Origin of the sequence: Parafrankia sp. FMc2 (assembly GCF_041008525.1) — a bacterium.
GTDB lineage: Bacteria > Actinomycetota > Actinomycetes > Frankiales > Frankiaceae > Parafrankia.
Genome location: NZ_JBFLUG010000021.1, coordinates 55,654 through 76,292 on the forward strand (window position 1 = coordinate 55,654; position 20,639 = coordinate 76,292).

The following is a 20,639-nucleotide window of genomic DNA, read 5'->3' on the forward strand; positions in this document are numbered from 1 at the left end:
GAGTAACCCCGCTCGCCGGCGGGACGGCAATCGGACAACGGGCGACTCATGCTGCCGGCCGGAACGTCGAGAGGAGCTGACGCATCAGCGGCTCGTTCGCTGCCCACAGCTCCTCGGCCGTATGCCAGTACAGAGCGTATCCATGCCCGTTTCGCACAGCGCCACGGTTGAGCACATGCACCACCGTCCCCCCACCGGAGGCGTAGGTGAACTCCCAGTCGGCCTGCCGTGCGCCGTCAGCCCCGTCGCCTGGTTCGATCCGTACCCGCCGGTAGTCCCGCACCTGATCTCGGAAGCTTGTCTCGTTCCTGCGCCAGGCCTCGATCGCAGAGGTGTTCGCCCTCGCGATACTTCCGATGCGCATGAAGGTACCAGTAGCAGTATCCACGAAGTCCGCATTCCCCACCCCGCCGCGGCCCGGCCGGCGTTCCCACGTCGCCGGGTAGGCGACCGACCAGCCGCTCGGATCCTCGTAGGACACCCATCCCGACGCCGGAACGGCCGGGGTGGAATCGGTGGCGACGACGTCGCTGTTCCCGTCTGCCGCGCTGCCGGAGTCCACCTCCCCGGCCGCAGCCGGGCCTGGCCCGGGGGCCTCCTCGCCGCCGCCGCGCAGGGCGAGAAAGATCACTGCGAGGAGCACGGCCACCACGGCCAGCGCGATGAGAATCACAGCCCGACGTCCCGCTCCGGAGCGCGCCTCGGCCCCGCGCACAGCGCCGAGGCCCGCATCGTCGCGGTCATCGGCGCTTCCGGCGACCCCGAAACCGGCAGCCGCGCCGGCGCCGGTGCCGGCGTGCACACGGGTATCCGTGATGCCTCCGGCGCCCGTGCCGCGCCCGGGGCCGGCGTCCGCCCCGGGAACGGTCCAGGGGGACGCTTCGCCAGGCTCGGGGGCAGTGGTGGTTCCCGCCGCCTGCGCGGCGGAAGCGACCGTCCCGGCTGCCGCTGGCCCGGCCGTAGGTGGCCCGGCCGCAGGTGCTCCGGGTGACGGGACTGGCCCGTCCGTCCTGTCCGCCGTGTCGGCGGCCCGCGGGCCCGCTTCGTCGGCCGTCGGGGGCTCGTCCTGGGCCGGCCGGGCCCGGGCTGGTATCCCGCCGAGCGCGCGCATCCGGTCCAGTCCGCGCATGCGGTCGAGCCCGCGAGCGCCGTCGGCAGGACGTGGTCTGTTCGTGTCCTGAGCCTGGGCGTCGGCGGCACGCAGCCGGTCCATGGTGCGGATGCGTTCCAGCCTGCTGGTGAGCCGGGTTGCGGTGAAGCGGGGCGCCGTTCCCGACTGCCCGGTCCGCCGGGAACGGACCACGGTGGTGTCTGTCCCGTCCGTGCCCACCTCCGGCGTGTCCACCGCCTCGCCATCCTGTTCCCGGGCGGACCCGGGGGCGTCAGGGCCCACCGGCGCGATGGCGGGTACGGGGAGGGCGGCCGCGGGGTTCAGGACGGTGACGTCCGCGCCGGTCACGTCTCCGGGAGAGACGCCCACCGCGGGCGTCTCTGTGGCAGGTACGTCTGTGGCAGGTGGGTCTGCGGCAGACGCCGACACGGGGGATTCGGGCGCCGCGGATGCGGGTGCGTGCGCGGCGGCCGCGGGGACGGCGGTGACCCGGACCGTCGCGTCGCCCCCGGCGGTGACCGGAGCCTCGCCGGCGTCAGGGGTGGCGCCGGTCGGGCCCGTGGTGGCAGCCTGCCCGGTGAGGATCCGGGTCTCGTCGAGAACCGGGCTGGTCCCGGCCCGGGCCTCGGGCGGCGGGGGAAGCTGCGGGGTGCCCGCCGTCGGTGTGACTCCGGTGACGGAGGGGCGGGACGGCCGGCTGCGCGCCCGCAGCGGACGCCCGCGGCCGTCATGCTCGAGGATCTCGCGCATCCGGGCGCGGGCTGTCGACAGGCTCGGCCGGCGTGCCTCGCTGGAGGCCATCAGCCCGTCGATGACGGGCGCCAGCCGGCCCGCGGCCCGGAAGGGCTCGCGGCGGCCCTGCACCACCGCGGCGAGGACGGACATCGGGTCCGTCCCGGGGAACGGCGAGGTGCCCTCGACGCTGGTGAACAGCGTCGCGCCCAGCCCCCACCGGTCGCTCGCGGCCGTTCCGGAGTCGCCGCGGGCCCGCTCGGGGGCCAGGTAGGCCGGCGAGCCCAGGACCATCCCGGTGCTGGTGAGACGGGAGTCGCCGTAGCTGACGGCGATGCCGAAGTCGGTGAGCCGGGCCCGCTGGTCGGCGGTGACGAGCACGTTGCTCGGCTTGACGTCGCGGTGGACGATCCCCAGCCGGTGGGCGGCCTCGAGGGCGTAGGCGAGGCTGATGCCGATGCGGCAGACCTCGGCCACGCTGAGCGCACCGCGCTCGTCGATGAGCGTCGACAGGGACTGGCCGTCGACGAGCTCCATGACGATCCAGGGCATGTCACCGTCGGCGATGACGTCGAGCACCGCCACCGCGCCCGGGTGGTGCAGCCGGCCGGCGGCCCGGGCCTCCCGCAGGACCCGCTCCTGCGCCAGCTCTCGCTCCTCCTCGCTGCCGTCGGTGGGCAGCAGGACCTCCTTGACGGCGACCTGGCGGCGGAGCAGCTCGTCCGTCGCGCGGTGCACGACGCCGAAACCGCCGCGGCCGATCACTCCGTCGAGCCGGTACCTGCCTCCGACGAGCGCACGCTGGCCGGCGGGCTCGGGAGCGTCGTGGCGCGCGCCTGCCATCGGTGGTCGTCTCCCCTCGGCACTGACCCGGCACTTCCCCATCACATGGGATCACATCCAGGACGGCCGCGGGCAGTGGGGCATGCTGGTCGAGGCCGGTGCGGTCCGACGCGGGGCCGGCCCGGCGCCGGCGCCGGCCGGTCCCGGGACCATCCGGGACGACTCCGGGAGGGTGTGTGGACGACAGCGCCTGGGAGCTGCTGCGCGCCGAGGCGGTGCGGGTGGCGCGGCACGCCTACGCGCCCTACTCGGGCCTGCGCGTCGGCGCGGCGGCACTGGTCGACGATGGCCGTGTGGTCGTGGGCTGCAATGTCGAGAACGCCTCGTACGGGCTGACGCTGTGCGCCGAGTGCGGGCTGGTGTCCGCGCTGCGGGCAAGCGGCGGCGGGCGCCTGGTCGCGTTCGTCTGCGTGGACGGGGCCGGTGCTCCCCTCGCGCCGTGCGGCCGCTGCCGGCAGCTGCTCCAGGAGCATGGCGGCCCCGAGCTGCGGCTCGCGACGACCGCCGGGATCCGGACTCTCGGTGAGCTGCTCCCGGACGCCTTCGGCCCCGCCGACCTGCCGCCCGTGACGGAGGCCTCGCCATGACCGGCGGGCCGGCCGGGCCAGGTGGAGCGGGCGGGCCAGGTGGAGCGGGCGGGCCAGGTGGAGCGGGCGGGGCCGCGTACGACGTCGTCGACCTGATCCGGGCCAAGCGGGACGGAGCCGCGCTGCCCGGCGACGCGGTCGCCTGGCTGATCGACGCCTACACCCACGGCCGGGTCGCCGACGAGCAGATGGCCGCCTACCTGATGGCCGTGGTCTGGCGTGGCATGGCCGACGAAGAGCTGGACCGCTGGACCGCTGCCATGATCGCCAGCGGCGACCGGCTCGACCTGACCGGGCTCACCCGGCCGACGGTGGACAAGCACTCCACCGGCGGCGTGGGTGACAAGGTCTCGCTGATCCTCACCCCGCTGGTCGCGGCCTGCGGCGCGGCGGTCCCGCAGCTCTCCGGCCGCGGGCTCGGCCACACCGGCGGCACGCTGGACAAGATGGAGGCGATTCCCGGCTGGCGCGCGGACCTCGACGCCGCACGGATCCGCGCCGTGCTCGCCGACGTCGGCGGGGTGATCTGCGCGGCCGGCCCGGGCCTCGTCCCGGCCGACCGCCGGCTCTACGCGCTGCGCGACGTCACCGGCACGGTGGAGTCGATCCCGCTGATCGCCTCCTCGATCATGAGCAAGAAGATCGCCGAGGGGACGTCCGCCCTGGTACTGGACGTCAAGGTCGGCACCGGCGCGTTCATGACCTCGCTGGACGACGCCCGCGTGCTGGCGCGGACCATGGTTCGCCTGGGCACCCGGGCCGGCGTGCGCACCGAGGCCCTGCTCACCGCGATGGACGCCCCCCTCGGCCGGACCGCGGGCAACGGGCCGGAGGTGGCCGAAGCCGTCGCGACGCTGCGCGGGGACGGCCCCGCCGACCTGGTCGAGATCACCGTGGCGCTCGCCCGCGCCATGCTGGAGCTGGCCGGCCTCGGCACGGCCGCGCCGGACCCGGCGCAGGTGCTCGCCTCGGGGGCGGCCTACCCGGTGTGGCGCGCGATGGTCACGGCCCAGGGCGGTGATCCGGACGCCGCACTGCCCGCTCCCGCGTTCACGCGGGTCGTGCCCGCGTCCGCCAGCGGCTACCTCAGCAGGCTGGACGCCCGGGCGGTCGGCGTCGCCGCCTGGCGCCTCGGCGCGGGCCGCGCGCGCAAGGAGGACCCGGTGTCGCCGTCGGCCGGCCTGCGCTGGTTCGCGGCGGTGGGGGAGGAGGTCCGTGCCGGCGCCCCGCTGTTCGAGCTCCACAGCGACGACGAGACGACCTTCCCGCGGGCGCTGGCCGCCCTGGACGGCGCGGTCACGATCAGCACCGCCCCGCCCGCGGCCGCCCCGCTGGTCCTCGCGCACGTCCGCTGACCACACACCGGCACTCGCCCCGCCCTCTGGCCGCACGCGTCCGGCACTCGTCCGACACCCGGGCGGCACATGCCCGGGGTGCGGCGGCGCCGCGGCCGCAAAGGCGACGGCGGAGGCCCCGGTGGTGGACTACCGTGCGGGAACGACCTGGTCAGGCCAGGTCAGCCGACCGGCGGGGCGGCGCGGGGCGGCTTGGGCACGCGTGAAGCGGGGTGGTTGACGTGATCACCGAGGCCGAGATCCGGCAGGTACCGAAGGTCCTGCTGCACGACCATCTGGACGGTGGGCTGCGGCCCGAGACCGTCGTCGAACTGGCGGACACCACCGGCTACACCAGCCTGCCGACCACGGATCCGGACAAGCTGGCCACCTGGTTCCGCGGCGGGGCGCACACCGGCTCGCTGGTGCGCTACCTGGAGACGTTCAGCCACACGGTGGGCGTCATGCAGACCGCGGACGCACTCGCCAGAGTCGCCCGCGAGTGCGCCGAGGACCTCGCCGCCGACGGGATCGTCTATGCCGAGGTCCGTTTCGCCCCCGAGCTGCACGTCGAGCAGGGCCTCTCCCTCGACGAGGTGGTCGAGGCCGTGCTGGACGGCTTCCGGGCCGGCTCCGTCGGCACCAGCCTGCACATGCGCGCGCTGCTGACCGCGATGCGGCACCAGGCCCGCTCGCTGGAGATCGCGGAGCTCGCCGTGCGCTGGCGGGAGGCCGGCGTCGCCGGCTTCGACATCGCCGGCGCCGAGGCGGGCAACCCGCCGACCAGACACCTGGACGCCTTCCAGTACATGCAGCGCGCGAACGGGCACTTCACCATCCACGCGGGGGAGGCGTTCGGGCTGCCGTCCATCTGGGAGGCGCTGCAGTGGTGCAATGCCGACCGGCTCGGGCACGGCCTCCGGGTCGTCGACGACATCACCGTCGACCCGGACGGAAAGGCCACACTCGGCAACCTCGCCGGTTTCGTCCGGGACGTCCGGGTGCCGCTGGAGATGTGCCCGTCGTCGAACGTGCACACCGGTGCCGCGCCCAGCCTCGACCGCCATCCCATCGGCCTGCTGCGCGACCTGCGTTTCCGGGTCACGGTGAACACCGACAACCGGCTGATGAGCGGCGTCACGCTCGCCAGCGAGTTCGCGACCCTGGTCGAGACCTTCGGATACGGCTGGTCCGACATCCGCTGGCTGACCATCAACGCGATGAAGTCGGCCTTTCTGCCGTTCGACGAGCGGCTCAGTCTGATCAACGATGTCATCAAGCCCGGTTTCGCCAGCCTGATTCCCTGATCTCCCGATCTCCCTATGTACTGATCACCGCCGCCCGGTCGCGGAGAGCGGCCGGGCGGGTGGGAGGCTGGCCGTCATGGCGATGGATCCTGCCGGTGGCGTCGTGGCCGGTCCGGACGGCGTGCTGCGCTGCCCGTGGGCGCAGTCCACACCGTTGTATGTCGAGTACCACGACACCGAATGGGCCCGGCCCGTCCGGGACACCGCGGGCCTGTTCGAGCGCCTGGCACTGGAGGCGTTCCAGTCCGGTCTGTCGTGGCTGACCATCCTCCGCAAGCGGCCCGCGTTCCGTGCCGCCTTCGCCGGTTTCGACCCGGCGGCGGTGGCCGCGTTCGGTGAGGACACGGTGGAGGCACTTCTGCAGGACGCCGGCATCGTCCGCAACCGGCGCAAGATCGAGGCGACGATCGCCAACGCCCGCGCCGTCCTCGCGCTGGACGAGCCGCTGGAGGACCTCGTGTGGTCCTTCGCGCCCTCGGCCCCCCGGCCCGTCCCACGCACCCTCGCGGACGTGCCGGCGATCACCGACGAATCACAGTCGCTGGCCAGGGCGCTTCGCCGCCGGGGCTTCGTCTTCATCGGCCCGACCACCGCCTACGCACTCATGCAGGCGTGTGGGCTGGTGGACGACCACCTCGCCGGCTGCGTCGCCCGCACCACCACTGCCACCACGACCACCACCACCGCGCCGCACAGTTAGCCGCGGAAGGGCGCCGGCAGACGACCATGCTCACCCCGCCGCTGGTCTCCCGCGGCGACGCCCCGGGTCAGGTCATCCAGCTGCGCGGGCCGAAGGTCTGCACGGAGCGGGCGGCGACCCGGGACGCCTCGCCGAGCGATCCGACCAGCTCGTCGGTCGCGAGCGCACCGTGGGCCATCAGCCAGGCGAACGCGCCGTGGAAGACGTCACCGGCGCCCAGGGTGTCGCGGGCGGTCACCACCGGAGGCAGGACGTAGCCGCGCCGGTCGGTGGTCGCCCAGCGGATCGGCCCCGGCCCGTCGGTCACCGCGACGAAGAACGGCCCGTACCGCAGCAGCAGGTCCAGAATGTCCGCGGCCGGGTCGAAGCCCGGTGGCCGGAAGGCGGTGGAGCAGATCACCACGTCGACGAACGGCAGGATCTGCTCGGTGCCCGGCTTCCAGCTGCCGCCGTCGAGCAGGACCGGGGGGCCACCGCCGCGCAGCGTCCGCAGCAGGCCGACCGCGGCGTCCACCTGGTGGCCGTCCACGAGCACCACGTCGGCGTCGGCGACGGCTGCCGCCGCGGCGGTGTTCGCCGTGCACCGCGGCACCATGCCGTGGGTGGACGTCACGGCCCGCTCCCCGGTCACGGAGGTCACCATCACCGCCGACATGGGCAGCGCGTAGGACATCAGGGACGCCCCGGTCGGGTGGGCCGCGGCCACCTTCGGCCCGGCGGGCCCGCTTCCGGCGGGCGCTCCCGCGGCCCCGCTGTGCCCGCCCGCACCGCCGTGCCCGTTAACACCGCCAGGGCCGCCGGCACCGCCGTAGCCGGGGTGCCCGCCGTGCCCTGGGTACGCGCCGTGCCCGGCACCGTTGTGCCCGGCACCGTTGTGCCCGGCACTGCCGGGCCCGCCCAGGCCGCTGTGCCCGAGGGTGCCGCCGTGGCCGACCGGGCCGAGGGGAGCGCCGCCGGGCGCCACCGGCCCTGGCAGGCCCCGGCCGGAGCGGATGCCGCTGGCCCTGACCACCGCTGGCTTGTGCAGCCGGCCGGGCCGGCCGCTGTGCGGCCCGCCGCCGGCGGTCGCGCCCGGTGCGGCGAGTGCCCCGTAGGGACCCGCAGCCGGGTCGGTGCCGGCCCCGGCGCCGCTCGGTTCCGGCACCAGTTCGATGTGTCGGACCCCGGAGCGGGCCAGATCGTCGTGCACCAGCGCCGCGGCCGGCGAGGTGCCGATCGCGCTCACCAGACAGGCCCGTCCGCCGAGGTAGGCGAACGTGACCGCCGCGTTCGTCGCCGGCCCACCCGCGTTCATCACGAAATCCCGGGCCACACACTTCTCGTCGGCACCCGGAAGCTGGTCCACCAGGTAGATGGAATCCAGCGTCGTCAGGCCGACGAACACGCCTTTCATGGGCCCATTATCCGGCCTGGGCCGGAGTGGGCGGCCTGTTCAGGCGGGGGTGTCGAACCCGGCGAACAGGTCGCGGGGCCGCAGGACACGGGCCGCTTCCGTGATGGATCCGGACAAGGAGGGATAGATCGAGAAGGTGTGTGCGACCTGGTCCACTGTCAGACCGTTCTCTACTGCGAGTGAAATTGAGAGGATCAGTTCACTTGCACGCGGAGCAACGATGACGCCACCGAGGACGCTGCCACTTCCGGGCCTACAGAACAACTTCACGAAACCATCCGCAATCCCCATCATCTTCGCGCGGGGATTTCGGGCCAGTGGCACCGTCGTGACCTCGGCGGCGATCGCGCCGGAGTCCTTCATCCGCTGGGTCACCCCGACGGTGGCGATCTCGGGTTCGGTGAAGATGTTCGACGAGACGGTGCCGAGGCGCAGCGGGGTGACGGCCTCGCCGAGCGCGTGCCACATGGCGATGCGCCCCTGCATCGCCGCGACCGACGCCAGCGGCAGCACCCCGGTGCAGTCACCGGCCGCGTACACGCCCGGCACCGACGTCCGGGACATGCGGTCGACCACGATGTGGCCGCCCGACCCGAGCCGGACGCCGACGTCGGTGAGGCCGAGACCCTTCGTCCGCGGCACCGAACCCACCGCCATCAGAGCGTGGCTGCCGGTCACCGTCCGGCCGTCGGTGAGCTCGACGAGGACGCCGTCACCGATCCGGCGGACGGACGCCGCCCGGGACCGGTTGAGTACCTGGATGCCGCGGCGGACGAAGACGTCCTCGATCACCCGGGCGGCGTCGGAGTCCTCCCCGGGCAGGACCCGCTCGCGGGACGAGACGAGTGTCACCTCGGCTCCCAGCGCCCGGTAGGCGCTGGCGAACTCGGCACCGGTCACCCCGGACCCGATGACCACCAGGTGCTCGGGGATCTCCTTCAGGTCGTACAGGTGGCGCCAGGTCAGGATCCGCTCGCCGTCCGGCTCGCAGCCCGGCACCTCACGGGGAGACGCCCCGGTGGCGACGAGGACCACGTCGCCGACGAAGGTCTCGCCGTCCGCGGTCTCCACGGCGTGCGGGCCGACGAGCCGCCCCGCCCCGTGCACCACCGTGACCTGCTCGCGCTCCAGATGGCTCTGGATGTCGGCGGACTGTGCCAGGGCCAGCGCGCGGACCCGTTCGTTGACCTGCTCCGGGTCGACCGAGACAACGTCCGGCGGGGTCAGGTGCCCCCGCGCGGTGGACTCCCAGCTGCCGGCCTCGACCGCCGGGTCGCCGTGTGGACGCACGCCGAGCGCCGGCGCCATCGCGAAGTTCGTCATCGTCTCGGAGGTCGCGATCAGCGCCTTGGACGGCACGCAGTCCGTCAGGACGCAGGCGCCGCCGATCCCGTCCGAGTCGATCACGGTCACGGTCGCGCCGAGGGAGGCTGCGACCAGCGCCGCCTCGTAGCCGCCCGGCCCGCCGCCGAGGATGACGATGCGCGTCACGTGTGGTCCTCCCAAAGCTCGCGGTACCCCTCTAGTCTGCCCTCTTCCGACGTCCCTCTCGTTCCGGTCCGGGCTGCTCCGTAGTATCTGCACCGACGTCGGACGACCTGGAGTGACGTCGTTCATCCCGTGACCCATCCTCGCGACCCAGTCCCCGCGCGCCGGCGGCCGCTCCCGGCGTGGCAGCCACCCCGCGCAGCAGCACCGAGCGGGGAGATCGGAAGATCCCGACGATGACGAAGTACGCCGCCTACGCGAGCAACCTCGATCCGACGCACATGAAGGAACGTGCGCCGCACTCCCCGGTGATCGGTACCGGCTGGATCCGAGGCTGGCGCCTGACCTTCGGCGGTGAGAACGTGGGCTGGGACGGGGCGCTCTCGACCATCGTCGAATCCCCCGGCTCGCACGTGTATGTGCTGCTCTACGACCTCGACCGCTACGACCTCGAGCGTCTCGACGTCTGGGAGGGCGCCGACACCGGTCTGTACACCCGTATCCGGGTGCGCGTGTCCACGCTCGACGGCGAGAGCCTGGCCTGGACCTACATCCTCAACGCCTACGAGGGCGGGCTGCCGTCGCGCAACCATGTGGAGATGATCGCGGACGCGGCGGAGAAGGCCGGGGCGCCGTCCGAGTACGTCCAGGAGCTGCGGGGCCGCCCGAACGCCTGAGCGCCCCGCCCGTCCCGGGCCGGCGTCCCGTCCCCAGGCGGTGGCGTCGGTCTCGGAGGTGGCGTCCGTCTCAGGCGGCGTCCGGGTCCGGCCCGGCGGGGTCCGCGTAGCGGTCGAGCAGCTCACAGGCCGCGGCGGAGAGAAAACGCACACCGACCCCGATAGCCCGCTCGTCGACGTCGAAGGTGCCCTGGTGCAGGTCGAAGGTGGTGCCACCGGGGGTGCGGGTGCCGAGCCGGGCCAGGCCGCCCGGCACGTGCGTCAGGTACCAGCCGAAGTCCTCGCCGCCCAGCGACTGGGCGACGGTCGTCGACGCCCCGTGCCCGAACACGGTGTCGACGGCCGCGCCGAAGGCGTCGACGACCTCGGCGGTGTTGACCACCGGCGGCACCCCGCGCACGTAGTCGACGGCGATCTCCGCGCCGTAGGGCGCGACGATCTGCTCCGCCAGCCGCTCGACCAGCTCCGGCGCCGTCTCCCAGGTCTCCCGGGAGAGGGTGCGGATCGTCCCGCGCAGCTTCCCCGTCCGCGGGATGGCGTTCGTGACCGTGCCCGCCTGGACCTGGCCCCAGACCAGCGACAGCGCCGATCGGGGGTCGACCCGGCGGGACAGCGCCGCCGGCAGGTCGACGGCGAGCCGGGCCAGCGCGTAGACCAGGTCCACCGTGTTCTGCGGGCGGGAGGTGTGCCCGCCGGGCCCGGCCAGTGTGATCTCCACCGCGTCGGCGGCGGAGGTGATCGGGCCGGAGCGCAGGCCGATGGTGCCGACGTCGAGCGCCGGGTCGCAGTGCACGGTGATCGCGGCCGTCACCGGCTTGAGCACCCCGGCGTCGATCACGTCCAGGGCGCCGCCGGGCATGGTCTCCTCCGCCGGCTGGAAGAGCAGCCGGACGGTCCCGGGCAGCGGGTGCGCCCGGGCGTGCGCGGCGAGGGCGAGGCCGGCGCCGAGCGCCACCGTGGTGTGCACGTCATGCCCGCAGGCGTGCGTCACCCCGGGCACCGTCGAGCGGTACGGGACGTCCTTGAGGTCGGCGAGCGGCAGCGCGTCCAGGTCGGCACGGAGCATCACCACCGGGGCCTCGGCGTCGACGCCCGGCCCGGCGTCGACGCCCGCCCCGATGTCGCACCACAGGCCAGGCACGTCGGGGAACCGCTGCGGGCTCAGCCCGGCGGCGAGCAGCCGAGCCTCGATGGCAGCCGTGGTGCGGTGCTCCTGGCGGCCGAGCTCGGGATGGGCGTGCAGGTCACGCCGCAGCGCGATCAGCTCTCCCTCGTGCTCCGCCAGCCAGGCCGCCGCGGTCGGCGCCATCGCCGCGGTGGTCCTGTGTGCCATGTCCGCTGTTTCCGCTGTCATCTACCGGGCCGGGCCCTCCGCCGAAATGTTCCGGCCGGCTACCCGGGGGTAACCGGCCGGCCCACGTTCATCTCACTCAGCAGCGTATCGACCACGGCGGTGAGGTCACCGCCGGCCCGCCGCGCGGCTTCCTCCTGACGTGTGTGGCTGGCGCCCGCGTGCAGGACGCGGTGGACGTCACCCAGCTCGCTGGCACACCCGAGCCGGCGGGCCACCGGGAGCAGGTCCTCGACCAGATCCTCGATGTCGGCGCGGACCGGGCGCAGCCCGCCGCGGCCGTCCACCACGATCTCGGCGTCCAGCCCGTGGCGGGCGGCGCGCCACTTGTTCTCCTGCACCACCCACCGGGGCGGCGCGGGCAGGGTGTACCCCCGGTCGAGCTGGGTGTTCATCCGGTCGACGAGGCACTGGGCGAGCGCCGCGACCGCGCCGATCTCCATCAGCGTCGGCAGCCCGTCGCACATCCGCAGTTCCACTGTGCCGAAGTTCGGGTGCGGGCGGATATCCCACCACACCTCCCGAATGGTCTCGATGGTGCCGGCGGCGATCAGGGTCTCCATGAACCCCTCGAACGCGGCCCAGTCGTCGAGCGAGTAAGGGAGGCCGGCGGTCGGCAGGCATTCGAAGATCTGCGACCGCGAGGACGCCAGCCCGGTGTGCGTGCCCTTCCAGTAGGGCGACGACGCGGAGAGCGCCAGGAAATGCGGAATGTACGCCATCAGCGCGTTCATGATCGGCATTGCCTTGTCTGGCGAGCGCACCCCGACATGCACGTGCACGCCGAAGATGAGCAGGCGACGGGCCAGCCACTGCATCTGCCCCACCAGGCGCTCGTAGCGCTCGTCCGTGGTGATGCGCTGCGTCGCGTAGTCGCTGGTCGGGTGGGTGCCGGAACACATCAGCCCGAGACCGCGCCGGTCAGCGAGGTCGCGCAGCAGGTCGACGGTGCCGCGCAGGTCGTCGAGCGCCTCCGGCACCGTCGAGCAGACCCCGGTGATCACCTCGATCGTCGACTCGAACAGTTCGTGCTTGGCCTTTGCCGCGCCTTCGTCGCCGACCTTCGCGCGCAGGTCGTCGAGGATCTCGGACGCGCCGCATCGCAGGTCGCGACTGCGGAGATCGACGAGTTCTAGCTCCCACTCGATTCCCAGGCTAGAACTCGGCGACGACGAGAAGGGAATGTGCACCGCGGCTCCTCCGGGTGAGCGGGCACGCCCCAGGGCGAACCCGGAACTCGGGCAGCGAGCTCTCCGGGCTGGTTACCCAGATCGCGCGGTCGTACCCCCCGACGGATGCCGACAACTGGCCACTTCGTGACCACGCTCACGGCATCGGGCGGCCACCGTTCCCGGAACTGCCCCGCTGAGAGCGATATTAAGGTCACATTTCGTGCTGGTAGCCGTAAACGCCGGAACGGCGAACTTTTTCCCGGCGGGACGACCTACGGCGCCGGCTTCGCAGGCGCGGCAGCAGGGACGCCCGGGGCCCCCGGGGCGACCGGGGTGACCGGCGCGACCACGCGGATGCCGAGCTCGCGAAGCTGCCGGTCGTCGACAGCGGTCGGTGCGCCTGTCATCGGGTCGAGCCCGGACTGGGTCTTGGGGAAGGCGATGACCTCGCGGATGTTGTCCTCACCGGCGAGGATCGCGACCAGCCGGTCGATACCGAACGCGAAACCGCCGTGCGGCGGCGCGCCGTACCCGAACGGGGTCAGGAAGAACCCGAAGCGGGCCTTCGCCTCCTCCGGCGAGATGCCCAGCAGCCCGAAGATCCGCTGCTGCAGCTCGCTCTCGTGGATCCGGATCGACCCCGAACCCAGCTCCCACCCGTTCAGGACCAGGTCGTACGCCAGGCTGCGCACGGCCAGCGGGTCGGACTCCATCTTCTCGACGTCGCTGGGATGCGGCCGGGTGAACGGGTGGTGCCCCGGCTTGGGCCGCCCGGTGGCCGCGTCGACCCCGACGAACAGCGGAAAGTCGACGACCCAGGCGAAACGCAGATCACCCTCGCCCGCCGGCGGGCGCCCCAGGTCGTTGCGGAGCTGGCCCAGCACCTCGCAGGCGGTCTCCCACTCGTCCGCGACGAGCAGCAGCAGGTCACCCTCGCGCGCCTCGGTGGCCGTGACGATCGCGGTGAGCTCCTCCGGGGAGAGGAACTTCGCCACCGGCGACTCCAGCGCCCCCGCGGCGGCGACCCGCATCCACACCAGGCCCTTCGCGCCGAGCTTCTTCGCGCGGTCGGTGAGCGTGTCCAGCGCCTTGCGGTTGTGGGTGGCCGAACCGCCCGGCACCCGGATGCCCTTGACCGCCGGCGCACCGGAGAACGCCTTGAAACCACTGTTGCCGAAGATCGCGGTGAGCTCGACCAGCTCCATGCCGAACCGCAGGTCCGGCTTGTCGACGCCGAACCGGTTCATCGCCTCGTGCCAGGTCAGCCGCTCGATCTCGGGCACCGCCCGGCCGGAGCCCGCGACGGCCGCCCCCGCCGCGGCGAGCACCGCCGCGGAGACCACGCCGAGGACGTCGTCGACGTCCACGAAGCTCATCTCCAGGTCGAGCTGGGTGAACTCGTACTGGCGGTCGGCCCGCAGGTCCTCGTCCCGCAGGCAGCGGGCGAGCTGGAAGTACCGGTCGACCCCGCCGACCATCAGCAGCTGCTTGAACAGCTGCGGCGACTGCGGCAGGGCGTAGAAGCTGCCCGGGAACTGCCGGGACGGCACCACGAACTCCCGCGCGCCCTCCGGCGTCGACGGCATGAGCAGCGGCGTCTCCACCTCGACGAACCCGTCGCCGGCGAACGCTGCCCGCAGCGCACCGAGGACCGACGAGCGGGTGCGCAGGTTGCGCTGCATCCGCTCGCGGCGCAGGTCCAGATAGCGGTAGGCCAGCCGGGTGCTCTCCTCGACGGAGTCGGCGCGGTCGTCCAGCGGGAACGGCGGCGGCGTGGCCGTGGAGAGCACCTCGACCGAGCAGTCCGTCAGCTCGACGGCACCGGTCGCCAGCGCCGGGTTGGCGGTGCCCTCCGGGCGGGCGGAGACCGTGCCGGTGATCCGCAGGACGTACTCCGAGCGGGCGTCCACCGAGCCGTCGACGACGCACTGCAGCAGACCCGAATGGTCGCGCAGGTCGACGAACATCAGGGACTGGCCGTGCTGGCGCCGGTGGGCGACCCAGCCGCAGACCGTCACCCGCTGGCCGGCATTGTCGGCCCTCAGATCACCGCACAGGTGGGTACGCATCGCGGTGCTGTGCGTTCCGGGCGTGCTGGCGGCCGCCGACATTGCCATCTGTGTTGCCATCCGTCCTGTGTCACCGCTGTTCGAGCCTGTGCCACCGCTGTTCGAGGTCACCACTGTTCGAGATGACTGCTGTTCGAGGTGACCGAGCCGCGCTCCCCGACGATGCCACCGAGCTGGACGCCGTCGAGCCGCGCTCATCGCCGACCCTATCGGACGGTGCAAACGATGATCGCCGCCTCCGAACCCGGCCCGCCGGCGGAAGGGGGCGGGTGCCTCGGCGGGAGGTGGGCGGGAGCCGGCTTCGTGTCCCTGGTCAGCGGCGCAGGGCGCGGATGAAACGCGCGGCCTCCGACCGGAGGCGGTTCGGAATGCGCAGGATCTGGCGGCCGCTGGGCGTCGTCAGCTCCACCACGATCACCTCGCCGTGGCGGAGGCCACGGGAGGCAGACACGTCCCGCCGGTCGAAGGACACGTCGAACCAGTCGCCCTCGCGGGGGAAGGGCGCGACCACGAGCAGCCGACGGGTCGTCAGCAGGATCCAGCGGGACATGCCCAGCCGGTGGCCGACGAAGCGCTCCGCCTTCGCCACCGCGCGCCCGCCGCCGCCGGGGTCGGTCATCCGGCCACGGAGCACGACCTCGATGAACTCGCCCTCTTCCAGAGGGACCCGCGGCGGCTTGCGCACGGACGGCACGAGGGACACACCCACAGTGTGCTCCGCGGACGCCGCCCTGTGGCGTGCCGTGCCGCACTCCGGCGTGGTCGGACCGTGCCCGTACAGTCGCCTGGTGGCGGAACGCGGCCGCGCCGGCGGCCCACCCGGAGGACACAGTCACGCCAGCGGCCTGCCTGGCCGACCTGGCGGTGCCGACGGCACTGGCGGCGCGGTGGGGCAGGGGCAGGGCCCGGGGCCCGAGGCGGAGACCGCCGCGGCGCGACTGGCCGACATCACCGGAGCGGTGCGTCACGAGGTGGCCGTCGTGCTGGGGTCGGGCTGGCGGCCGGCGGCGGAGATGATCAGTGCCGCCGGAGAGGACACCGTCGACGTCCCGTTCGCCGAACTCGGCGGCTTTCCCCCGACGGACGTGTCCGGGCACACCCCGGCCGCCCGTTCCGTCCTGCTCGGCGGGCGCCGGGCGCTGCTGTTCCTCGGCCGGGTGCATCCCTACGAGGGCCACGACCTGTCGCGGGTCGTGCACAACGTCCGTACCGCCCGCGCGGCCGGGGCGCACACGGTGATCCTCACCAACGCGGCCGGCGGCCTGCGGTCGGACATGTACGTCGGCCAGCCGGTCCTGATCGCCGACCATCTCAACCTGACCGGCCGCTCGCCGCTGGTCGGCCCGCTGTTCACCGACCTCACCGACGCCTACTCGCCCCGACTGCGCTCGCTGGCCCGCAGCATCGAACCCGGCCTGGCCGAAGGGGTCTACGCGGCCATGCCCGGCCCGAACTACGAGACGCCGGCCGAGATCCGGATGCTGCGCGGCCTCGGCGCCGACCTCGTCGGCATGTCGACGGTGCACGAGACGATCGCCGCCCGCACGCTCGGGATGGAGGTGCTCGCCGTGTCGCTGGTGTCGAACCTGGCGGCCGGCATGACCAGCAAGCCGCTGAACCACGCCGAGGTGCTCGCCGCGGGTGCCGCCGCGGCCGGCCGAGTCGGCGAGATCCTGGCGAAGCTCGTCGCAGCGCTGTGACCGGCTCCGGCTCCACCCGGCCAGAACGCCAGGCAGGCCAACGCCGGCCAGAACGCCAGCCAGATCACCGGCCGGAACGCCTGCCGGAGCCCCTGGCGGCGCGGGTCGCGGCCTGGCTTGCCGCCGACCCCGACCCGCAGGACCGGGCGGAGCTGGCCGGCCTCGCCGCCCTCGGAGACGTCCAGGCCGTCTCGGAGCGGTTCGCCGGCCCGCTGACCTTCGGTACGGCCGGCCTGCGCGGGCCCTTACGGGCCGGGCCCGCCGGCATGAACACCGCCGTCGTGCGGCGGACCACCGCCGGCCTCGCGGCCTGGCTGTGCCGCTCCACCCCACGCCCCGTCGTCGTGATCGGTTATGACGCCCGGCGGCGCAGCGACCGGTTCGCCCTCGACGCCGCCAGGGTCCTCGCGGCTGCGGGCGCGCGCGCCCTCCTGCTGCCGGCCCCCACACCCACCCCCGTGGTGGCCTTCGCCGTCCGCCACCTCGGCGCGGACGCCGGCATCGTGATCACTGCCAGCCACAACCCGGCCGCCGACAACGGCTACAAGGTGTACCTGGGCGGCCGGGAGGAGGACGCCGGTCGCGGGGCCCAGCTGGTGACGCCGGCCGACGGGGAGATCGAGCAGGCGATCGCCACCGTCGGCGCAGCCGCGGACATCCCGCTCTCCGACGGATGGGAGGGCCTCGACCGGTCGCTCGTCGACGCGTATGTCGATGAGGCCGTGCGAGCGGTCGACGGCCTGCCGGACGTCTCGTCGGGCGAACCACCGAGCGCGCTGCCGCCGGACGCGCTGCCGCCGGACGCGCTGGACGCACTGCCGCCGGAACCGCGGCCCGGTACTCAGGAGGGTGGAGGTCCGCTGCTCGTGGCCTACACCCCGCTGCACGGAGTGGGCGCGGCGGTTCTCGACGCGGTGTTCGCCCGGGCCGGGCTGGCCGCGCCGGTGACCGTGCCGGAGCAGCGGGAACCGGACCCGGCGTTTCCCACCGCACCCTTCCCGAACCCGGAGGAGCCGGGGGCGCTGGATGCCGTCCTCGCGCTGGGCCGGCGGATCGGCGCCGACCTGGTCCTGGCGAACGACCCCGACGCCGACCGCTGCGCGGTGGCTGTCGGCGGGCAGGTGCTGACCGGGGACGAGATCGGCCTGCTGCTCGCCGACCACGTGCTGCGCCGGCGGCCCGGACCGGTCGCGACGACGGTGGTCAGTTCCGCGGCGCTCGCGGCGCTCGCCCGGCTGTACGGTGTCCCCTGCGCGGAGACGCTGACCGGCTTCAAGTGGATCATGAGGGCGCACCCGCACCTCGCCTTCGGCTACGAGGAGGCCCTCGGCTACGCCGTCGCGCCGGACCTGGTGCGGGACAAGGACGGTCTCACCGCCGCGCTGGCGCTCGCCCGCGCGGCCCAGCACGCCAGATGCTCCGGCCGGACCCTGCTGGACGTCCTCGACGACCTGCACCGCCGCGTCGGCGTCCACGCCACCGGCCAGGTCTCGGCCCGGTTCGCCGACCTGACCATGATCGGCGCGGCCATGCGCGCCCTGCGAGCCGCCCCGCCGCCACGGCTGGGCGGCCGGGCGGTGACCGCCGTCCGCGACCTGCTCGGCGGGACAGGCGGCCTACCGCCCGCCGACGTCCTGATCCTGCAGCTGGACGGGGCTGCCCGGGTCGTCGCCCGGCCGAGTGGGACCGAACCGAAGCTCAAGGTCTACCTGCAGGCCGTGGTCGGCCCCGCGGAGGTGGCGGCGGTCGGCCTGGCGGCGGCGCGTGAGCAGGCCCGAGCGGAGCTGGCCGTCCTGCGCACCGCCGTCAGCGACCTGCTGGACCTGCTGGACCTGTCACCAGGCTGAGCACGGCGCGGCCGCCTGCCCGTGCCGCCGCAGTCCTGCCCGCGCCATGGCCCCGCTCGTGCCGGACGGGATCAGGCGGGAAGTTCGGCCAGGATGTCCTTCGTCGCGGAAAGCCCGAGCCGGGTGGCGCCGGCCTCGACGAACGCCAGCGCCTGCTGCGAGGTGCGGATGCCCCCGGAGGCCTTCACCCCGAGCCGGCCGCCGACGGCGGCGACCATCGCCCGCACCGCCCGCAGCGATGCGCCGCCGGCCGCGTGGAAACCGGTCGAGGTCTTCACGAACTCGGCCCCACCGCTCTCCGCGGCCCGGCAGGCGGCGGTGATGCTCTCGTCGGGCAGGAGCGCGGTCTCCAGGATCACCTTGAGGAGCACATGCGGCGGCACCGACAACCGGACCTCGGTGATCTCGGTCTCGATGGCGCGCCAGTTCTCGTCCATCGCGTTGGCGATGTCGATGACCATGTCGATCTCGGTGGCGCCGTCGGCGACCGCGCGACGCGCCTCCTCGGCCTTCATCACGGTGAGGTGTGTCCCGTGCGGGAAGCCGATGACCGAGGCCACCGCGAACGAGGGCTCGACGTCCTTCCCGTCCTGCCGGGCACTCGCCGCGGCCAGGTACACGTGGGTCGGGGCGACGCAGACCGTGCCGACCCCGAGCTTCGCCGCGTCGGCGCACAGGGTGACGATCTCCTCGCCGGTCGCTTCGGGGCGTAGCAGCGTGTGGTCGATGATCCGCGCGAGCTCGGCGCGGCGCGGCGGTGCGGGACTCGACGCCGGGCCCGGGCCCGGCACCGCGCCCGTGTCCGGCGCGGGACGGCCGGGAACGGCGGGGTCCGTCGTCATACCTTGCATTGTTGCCCATCGCCGGCCCGTTCCGTCGGCCGGATCCGTCCACCTCCCGGCTAGGAGCCACACCGTGCAGGTACAGGTCGTCGATCATCCCTTGGCAGCCGTGGCACTCACCGTGCTGCGCGACGAGCGGACGGCGCGGCCACAGTTCCGCGCCGCCCTGGGCGATCTGGCGTCGATCCTGGTCTACGAGGCGGCCCGTGGGCTGCCCACGATGCCGGTCTCGGTCACCACCCCACTGGCCACCACCACCGGCACCGTGCTCGCCGCCGAACCGGTCGTGGCGCCGGTGCTGCGGGCCGGGCTCGGCATGCTGCCGGCGGCACTGGCCCTGATGCCGGACGCCCGAACCGCCTTCATCGGGCTCTCCCGTGACGAGACCACGTTCCAGCCCACGGTCTATCTGGAGTCGGTGCCGGCGGACCTGGCGGGGCGACCGGTGTTCCTGCTCGACCCGATGCTCGCCACCGGCGGGTCGGCGCTGCACGCCCTCTCACTGCTGACCGCCCGGGGCGCCACCGGCATCGTCGTGGTCTCTGTCGTGGCCGCGCCGGAGGGGCTCGACGCGCTGGAGCGGAGCGGGCTGGACATCCGTCTCGTGGCCGCGGCGGTGGATGAGCGCCTGAACGACGTCGCCTACATCGTTCCCGGCCTCGGTGACGCCGGCGACCGCATCTACGGCGCCGTCTGAACTCCCGCGCGGCCGGGCGCGGGTCCGCGCCGCGGACCGGCCGCGCCTGGCCTGCGGGCGGGCAGCCGGGCCTGGGTGGCTGGCCGGGCACGCGGAGGGTGGCTACCGCCGGCGGGTCAGTGGCCGGCGACTAGTCGGAGGGCGGGAAGACCGGCGGGAAGTTGTGCTGCTCCAGCCGGCGGTTGCGGAAGTAGCCGCTCGTCGCGAGACCCAGCCCGACGCCGGACAACAGCAGGAAGACGACGATCGTGACCCGCACGCCTACCTGGCCGGGCAGCAGTGCGAACACCACGGCGAACGGCAGCATGAGGAAGAAGGGCCGCAGCGCCTGGCGATACCGCCAGCCCGGGCCGGTCAGGTCGTGTGAGACCCAGGCGCTGTACCGCGGCGGCAGCGTCCCGCCGAGCAGGTAGTGGATCCGGCCCCCGAGCGGCGGCGCCTCGCGCTCAACCACATCGCCGACCACATCGCCGGCCGGGCCTTCGGCTGCCTTGCCGGCGGGTCCCTCGGCACGGCCCACGGCCGCGTCGTCCACCGGTGCGGACGGCGCTTCCCCGATGGCCGCCGGGGCCTGCGCTGGCGCGGCCAGGCCACTTCCGGACCCGCCGCCGGCGGGCTGCTCATCCGCGGGCCGAGTAGCCGCGGGCTGAGATCCCGAGACCTGTGCTTCCGTCTTGTCGGTGTCGGGATGCTGTCCCTGGCCGTTCATGGGCTAGAGCCTACGGACGGCACGGCCGCCGGGGCACGCCACGCGGTGTGGCGCTCCGCGAACCCGGCGGTGGAGACGTG

Annotated in this window: 17 protein-coding genes; 8 read left to right on the top strand and 9 right to left on the bottom strand. The window is 73.8% G+C overall.

Features of this window, described 5'->3' with window-relative positions; genetic code table 11:
• Window positions 1-46 precede the first annotated feature (46 nt).
• Window positions 47-2,686, bottom strand: a complete 2,640-nt coding sequence (locus tag AB1460_RS10380; protein ID WP_368960628.1) for a serine/threonine-protein kinase — start codon at window positions 2,684-2,686, stop codon at window positions 47-49.
• Window positions 2,687-2,862: 176 nt separating this feature from the next.
• Between AB1460_RS10380 and AB1460_RS10385 the strand changes: the two genes are divergently transcribed.
• From AB1460_RS10385 to AB1460_RS10400, 4 genes are all read left to right on the top strand, one after another.
• The gene (locus AB1460_RS10385) at window positions 2,863-3,273 is read left to right on the top strand and encodes a cytidine deaminase (RefSeq protein ID WP_368960629.1); all 411 of its coding nucleotides are present in this window, start codon (window positions 2,863-2,865) and stop codon (window positions 3,271-3,273) included.
• Window positions 3,270-4,628, top strand: a complete 1,359-nt coding sequence (locus AB1460_RS10390; protein WP_368960630.1) for a thymidine phosphorylase — start codon at window positions 3,270-3,272, stop codon at window positions 4,626-4,628. Before AB1460_RS10385 ends, AB1460_RS10390 begins: the two co-directional genes overlap by 4 nt.
• A gap of 221 nt (window positions 4,629-4,849) precedes the next feature.
• On the top strand, window positions 4,850-5,914 hold the full coding sequence (locus tag AB1460_RS10395) for an adenosine deaminase (protein WP_368960631.1): 1,065 nt from the start codon (window positions 4,850-4,852) through the stop codon (window positions 5,912-5,914).
• A 76-nt stretch (window positions 5,915-5,990) separates the two neighbouring features.
• Complete coding sequence (locus AB1460_RS10400; protein ID WP_368960632.1) at window positions 5,991-6,614, top strand: DNA-3-methyladenine glycosylase I; 624 nt, start codon at window positions 5,991-5,993, stop codon at window positions 6,612-6,614.
• Window positions 6,615-6,681: 67 nt separating this feature from the next.
• Here AB1460_RS10400 and AB1460_RS10405 read toward each other — a convergent pair whose 3' ends face one another.
• Window positions 6,682-8,007 carry a PfkB family carbohydrate kinase gene (locus AB1460_RS10405; RefSeq protein ID WP_368960633.1) on the bottom strand — a complete coding sequence of 442 codons (1,326 nt, stop codon included), beginning with the start codon at window positions 8,005-8,007 and terminating at the stop codon, window positions 6,682-6,684.
• 39 nt (window positions 8,008-8,046) lie between these two features.
• Entirely contained in the window at window positions 8,047-9,498 is a 1,452-nt protein-coding gene (locus tag AB1460_RS10410; protein ID WP_368960634.1) for an NAD(P)H-quinone dehydrogenase, read from the bottom strand.
• 233 nt (window positions 9,499-9,731) lie between these two features.
• Here AB1460_RS10410 and AB1460_RS10415 point away from each other — a divergent pair, with 233 nt between their 5' ends.
• A complete protein-coding gene (locus AB1460_RS10415) occupies window positions 9,732-10,172 on the top strand; it encodes a gamma-glutamylcyclotransferase (protein WP_368960635.1) in 441 nt (146 codons plus the stop codon).
• A gap of 70 nt (window positions 10,173-10,242) precedes the next feature.
• Here the strand turns inward: AB1460_RS10415 and AB1460_RS10420 are convergent, their stop codons facing one another.
• The 4 genes from AB1460_RS10420 to AB1460_RS10435 form a co-directional block, all read right to left on the bottom strand.
• Entirely contained in the window at window positions 10,243-11,481 is a 1,239-nt protein-coding gene (locus tag AB1460_RS10420) for an amidohydrolase (protein ID WP_420497238.1), read from the bottom strand.
• 83 nt (window positions 11,482-11,564) lie between these two features.
• Window positions 11,565-12,713 (bottom strand): glutamate--cysteine ligase, encoded by a 1,149-nt coding sequence (locus AB1460_RS10425; RefSeq protein ID WP_368960637.1) that lies wholly within the window; start codon window positions 12,711-12,713, stop codon window positions 11,565-11,567.
• A 254-nt stretch (window positions 12,714-12,967) separates the two neighbouring features.
• On the bottom strand, window positions 12,968-14,806 hold the full coding sequence (aspS, locus tag AB1460_RS10430; RefSeq protein WP_368960658.1) for an aspartate--tRNA ligase: 1,839 nt from the start codon (window positions 14,804-14,806) through the stop codon (window positions 12,968-12,970).
• A gap of 271 nt (window positions 14,807-15,077) precedes the next feature.
• On the bottom strand, window positions 15,078-15,467 hold the full coding sequence (locus tag AB1460_RS10435; RefSeq protein ID WP_368960659.1) for a hypothetical protein: 390 nt from the start codon (window positions 15,465-15,467) through the stop codon (window positions 15,078-15,080).
• Window positions 15,468-15,651: 184 nt separating this feature from the next.
• Between AB1460_RS10435 and AB1460_RS10440 the strand changes: the two genes are divergently transcribed.
• Both AB1460_RS10440 and AB1460_RS10445 read left to right on the top strand, forming a co-directional pair.
• Window positions 15,652-16,464, top strand: a complete 813-nt coding sequence (locus AB1460_RS10440; protein WP_368960638.1) for a purine-nucleoside phosphorylase — start codon at window positions 15,652-15,654, stop codon at window positions 16,462-16,464.
• Between the two features lie 92 nt (window positions 16,465-16,556).
• Entirely contained in the window at window positions 16,557-18,311 is a 1,755-nt protein-coding gene (locus tag AB1460_RS10445; protein WP_420497239.1) for a phospho-sugar mutase, read from the top strand.
• A 71-nt stretch (window positions 18,312-18,382) separates the two neighbouring features.
• Here AB1460_RS10445 and deoC read toward each other — a convergent pair whose 3' ends face one another.
• Window positions 18,383-19,162: a deoxyribose-phosphate aldolase gene (deoC, locus tag AB1460_RS10450; protein ID WP_368960639.1), complete on the bottom strand. Its 780-nt coding sequence runs from the start codon at window positions 19,160-19,162 to the stop codon at window positions 18,383-18,385.
• Between the two features lie 64 nt (window positions 19,163-19,226).
• Here deoC and upp point away from each other — a divergent pair, with 64 nt between their 5' ends.
• Window positions 19,227-19,850 carry a uracil phosphoribosyltransferase gene (upp, locus tag AB1460_RS10455; RefSeq protein WP_368960640.1) on the top strand — a complete coding sequence of 208 codons (624 nt, stop codon included), beginning with the start codon at window positions 19,227-19,229 and terminating at the stop codon, window positions 19,848-19,850.
• A 130-nt stretch (window positions 19,851-19,980) separates the two neighbouring features.
• Here upp and AB1460_RS10460 read toward each other — a convergent pair whose 3' ends face one another.
• The gene (locus tag AB1460_RS10460) at window positions 19,981-20,559 is read right to left on the bottom strand and encodes a DUF5313 family protein (protein ID WP_368960642.1); all 579 of its coding nucleotides are present in this window, start codon (window positions 20,557-20,559) and stop codon (window positions 19,981-19,983) included.
• Window positions 20,560-20,639 lie beyond the last annotated feature (80 nt).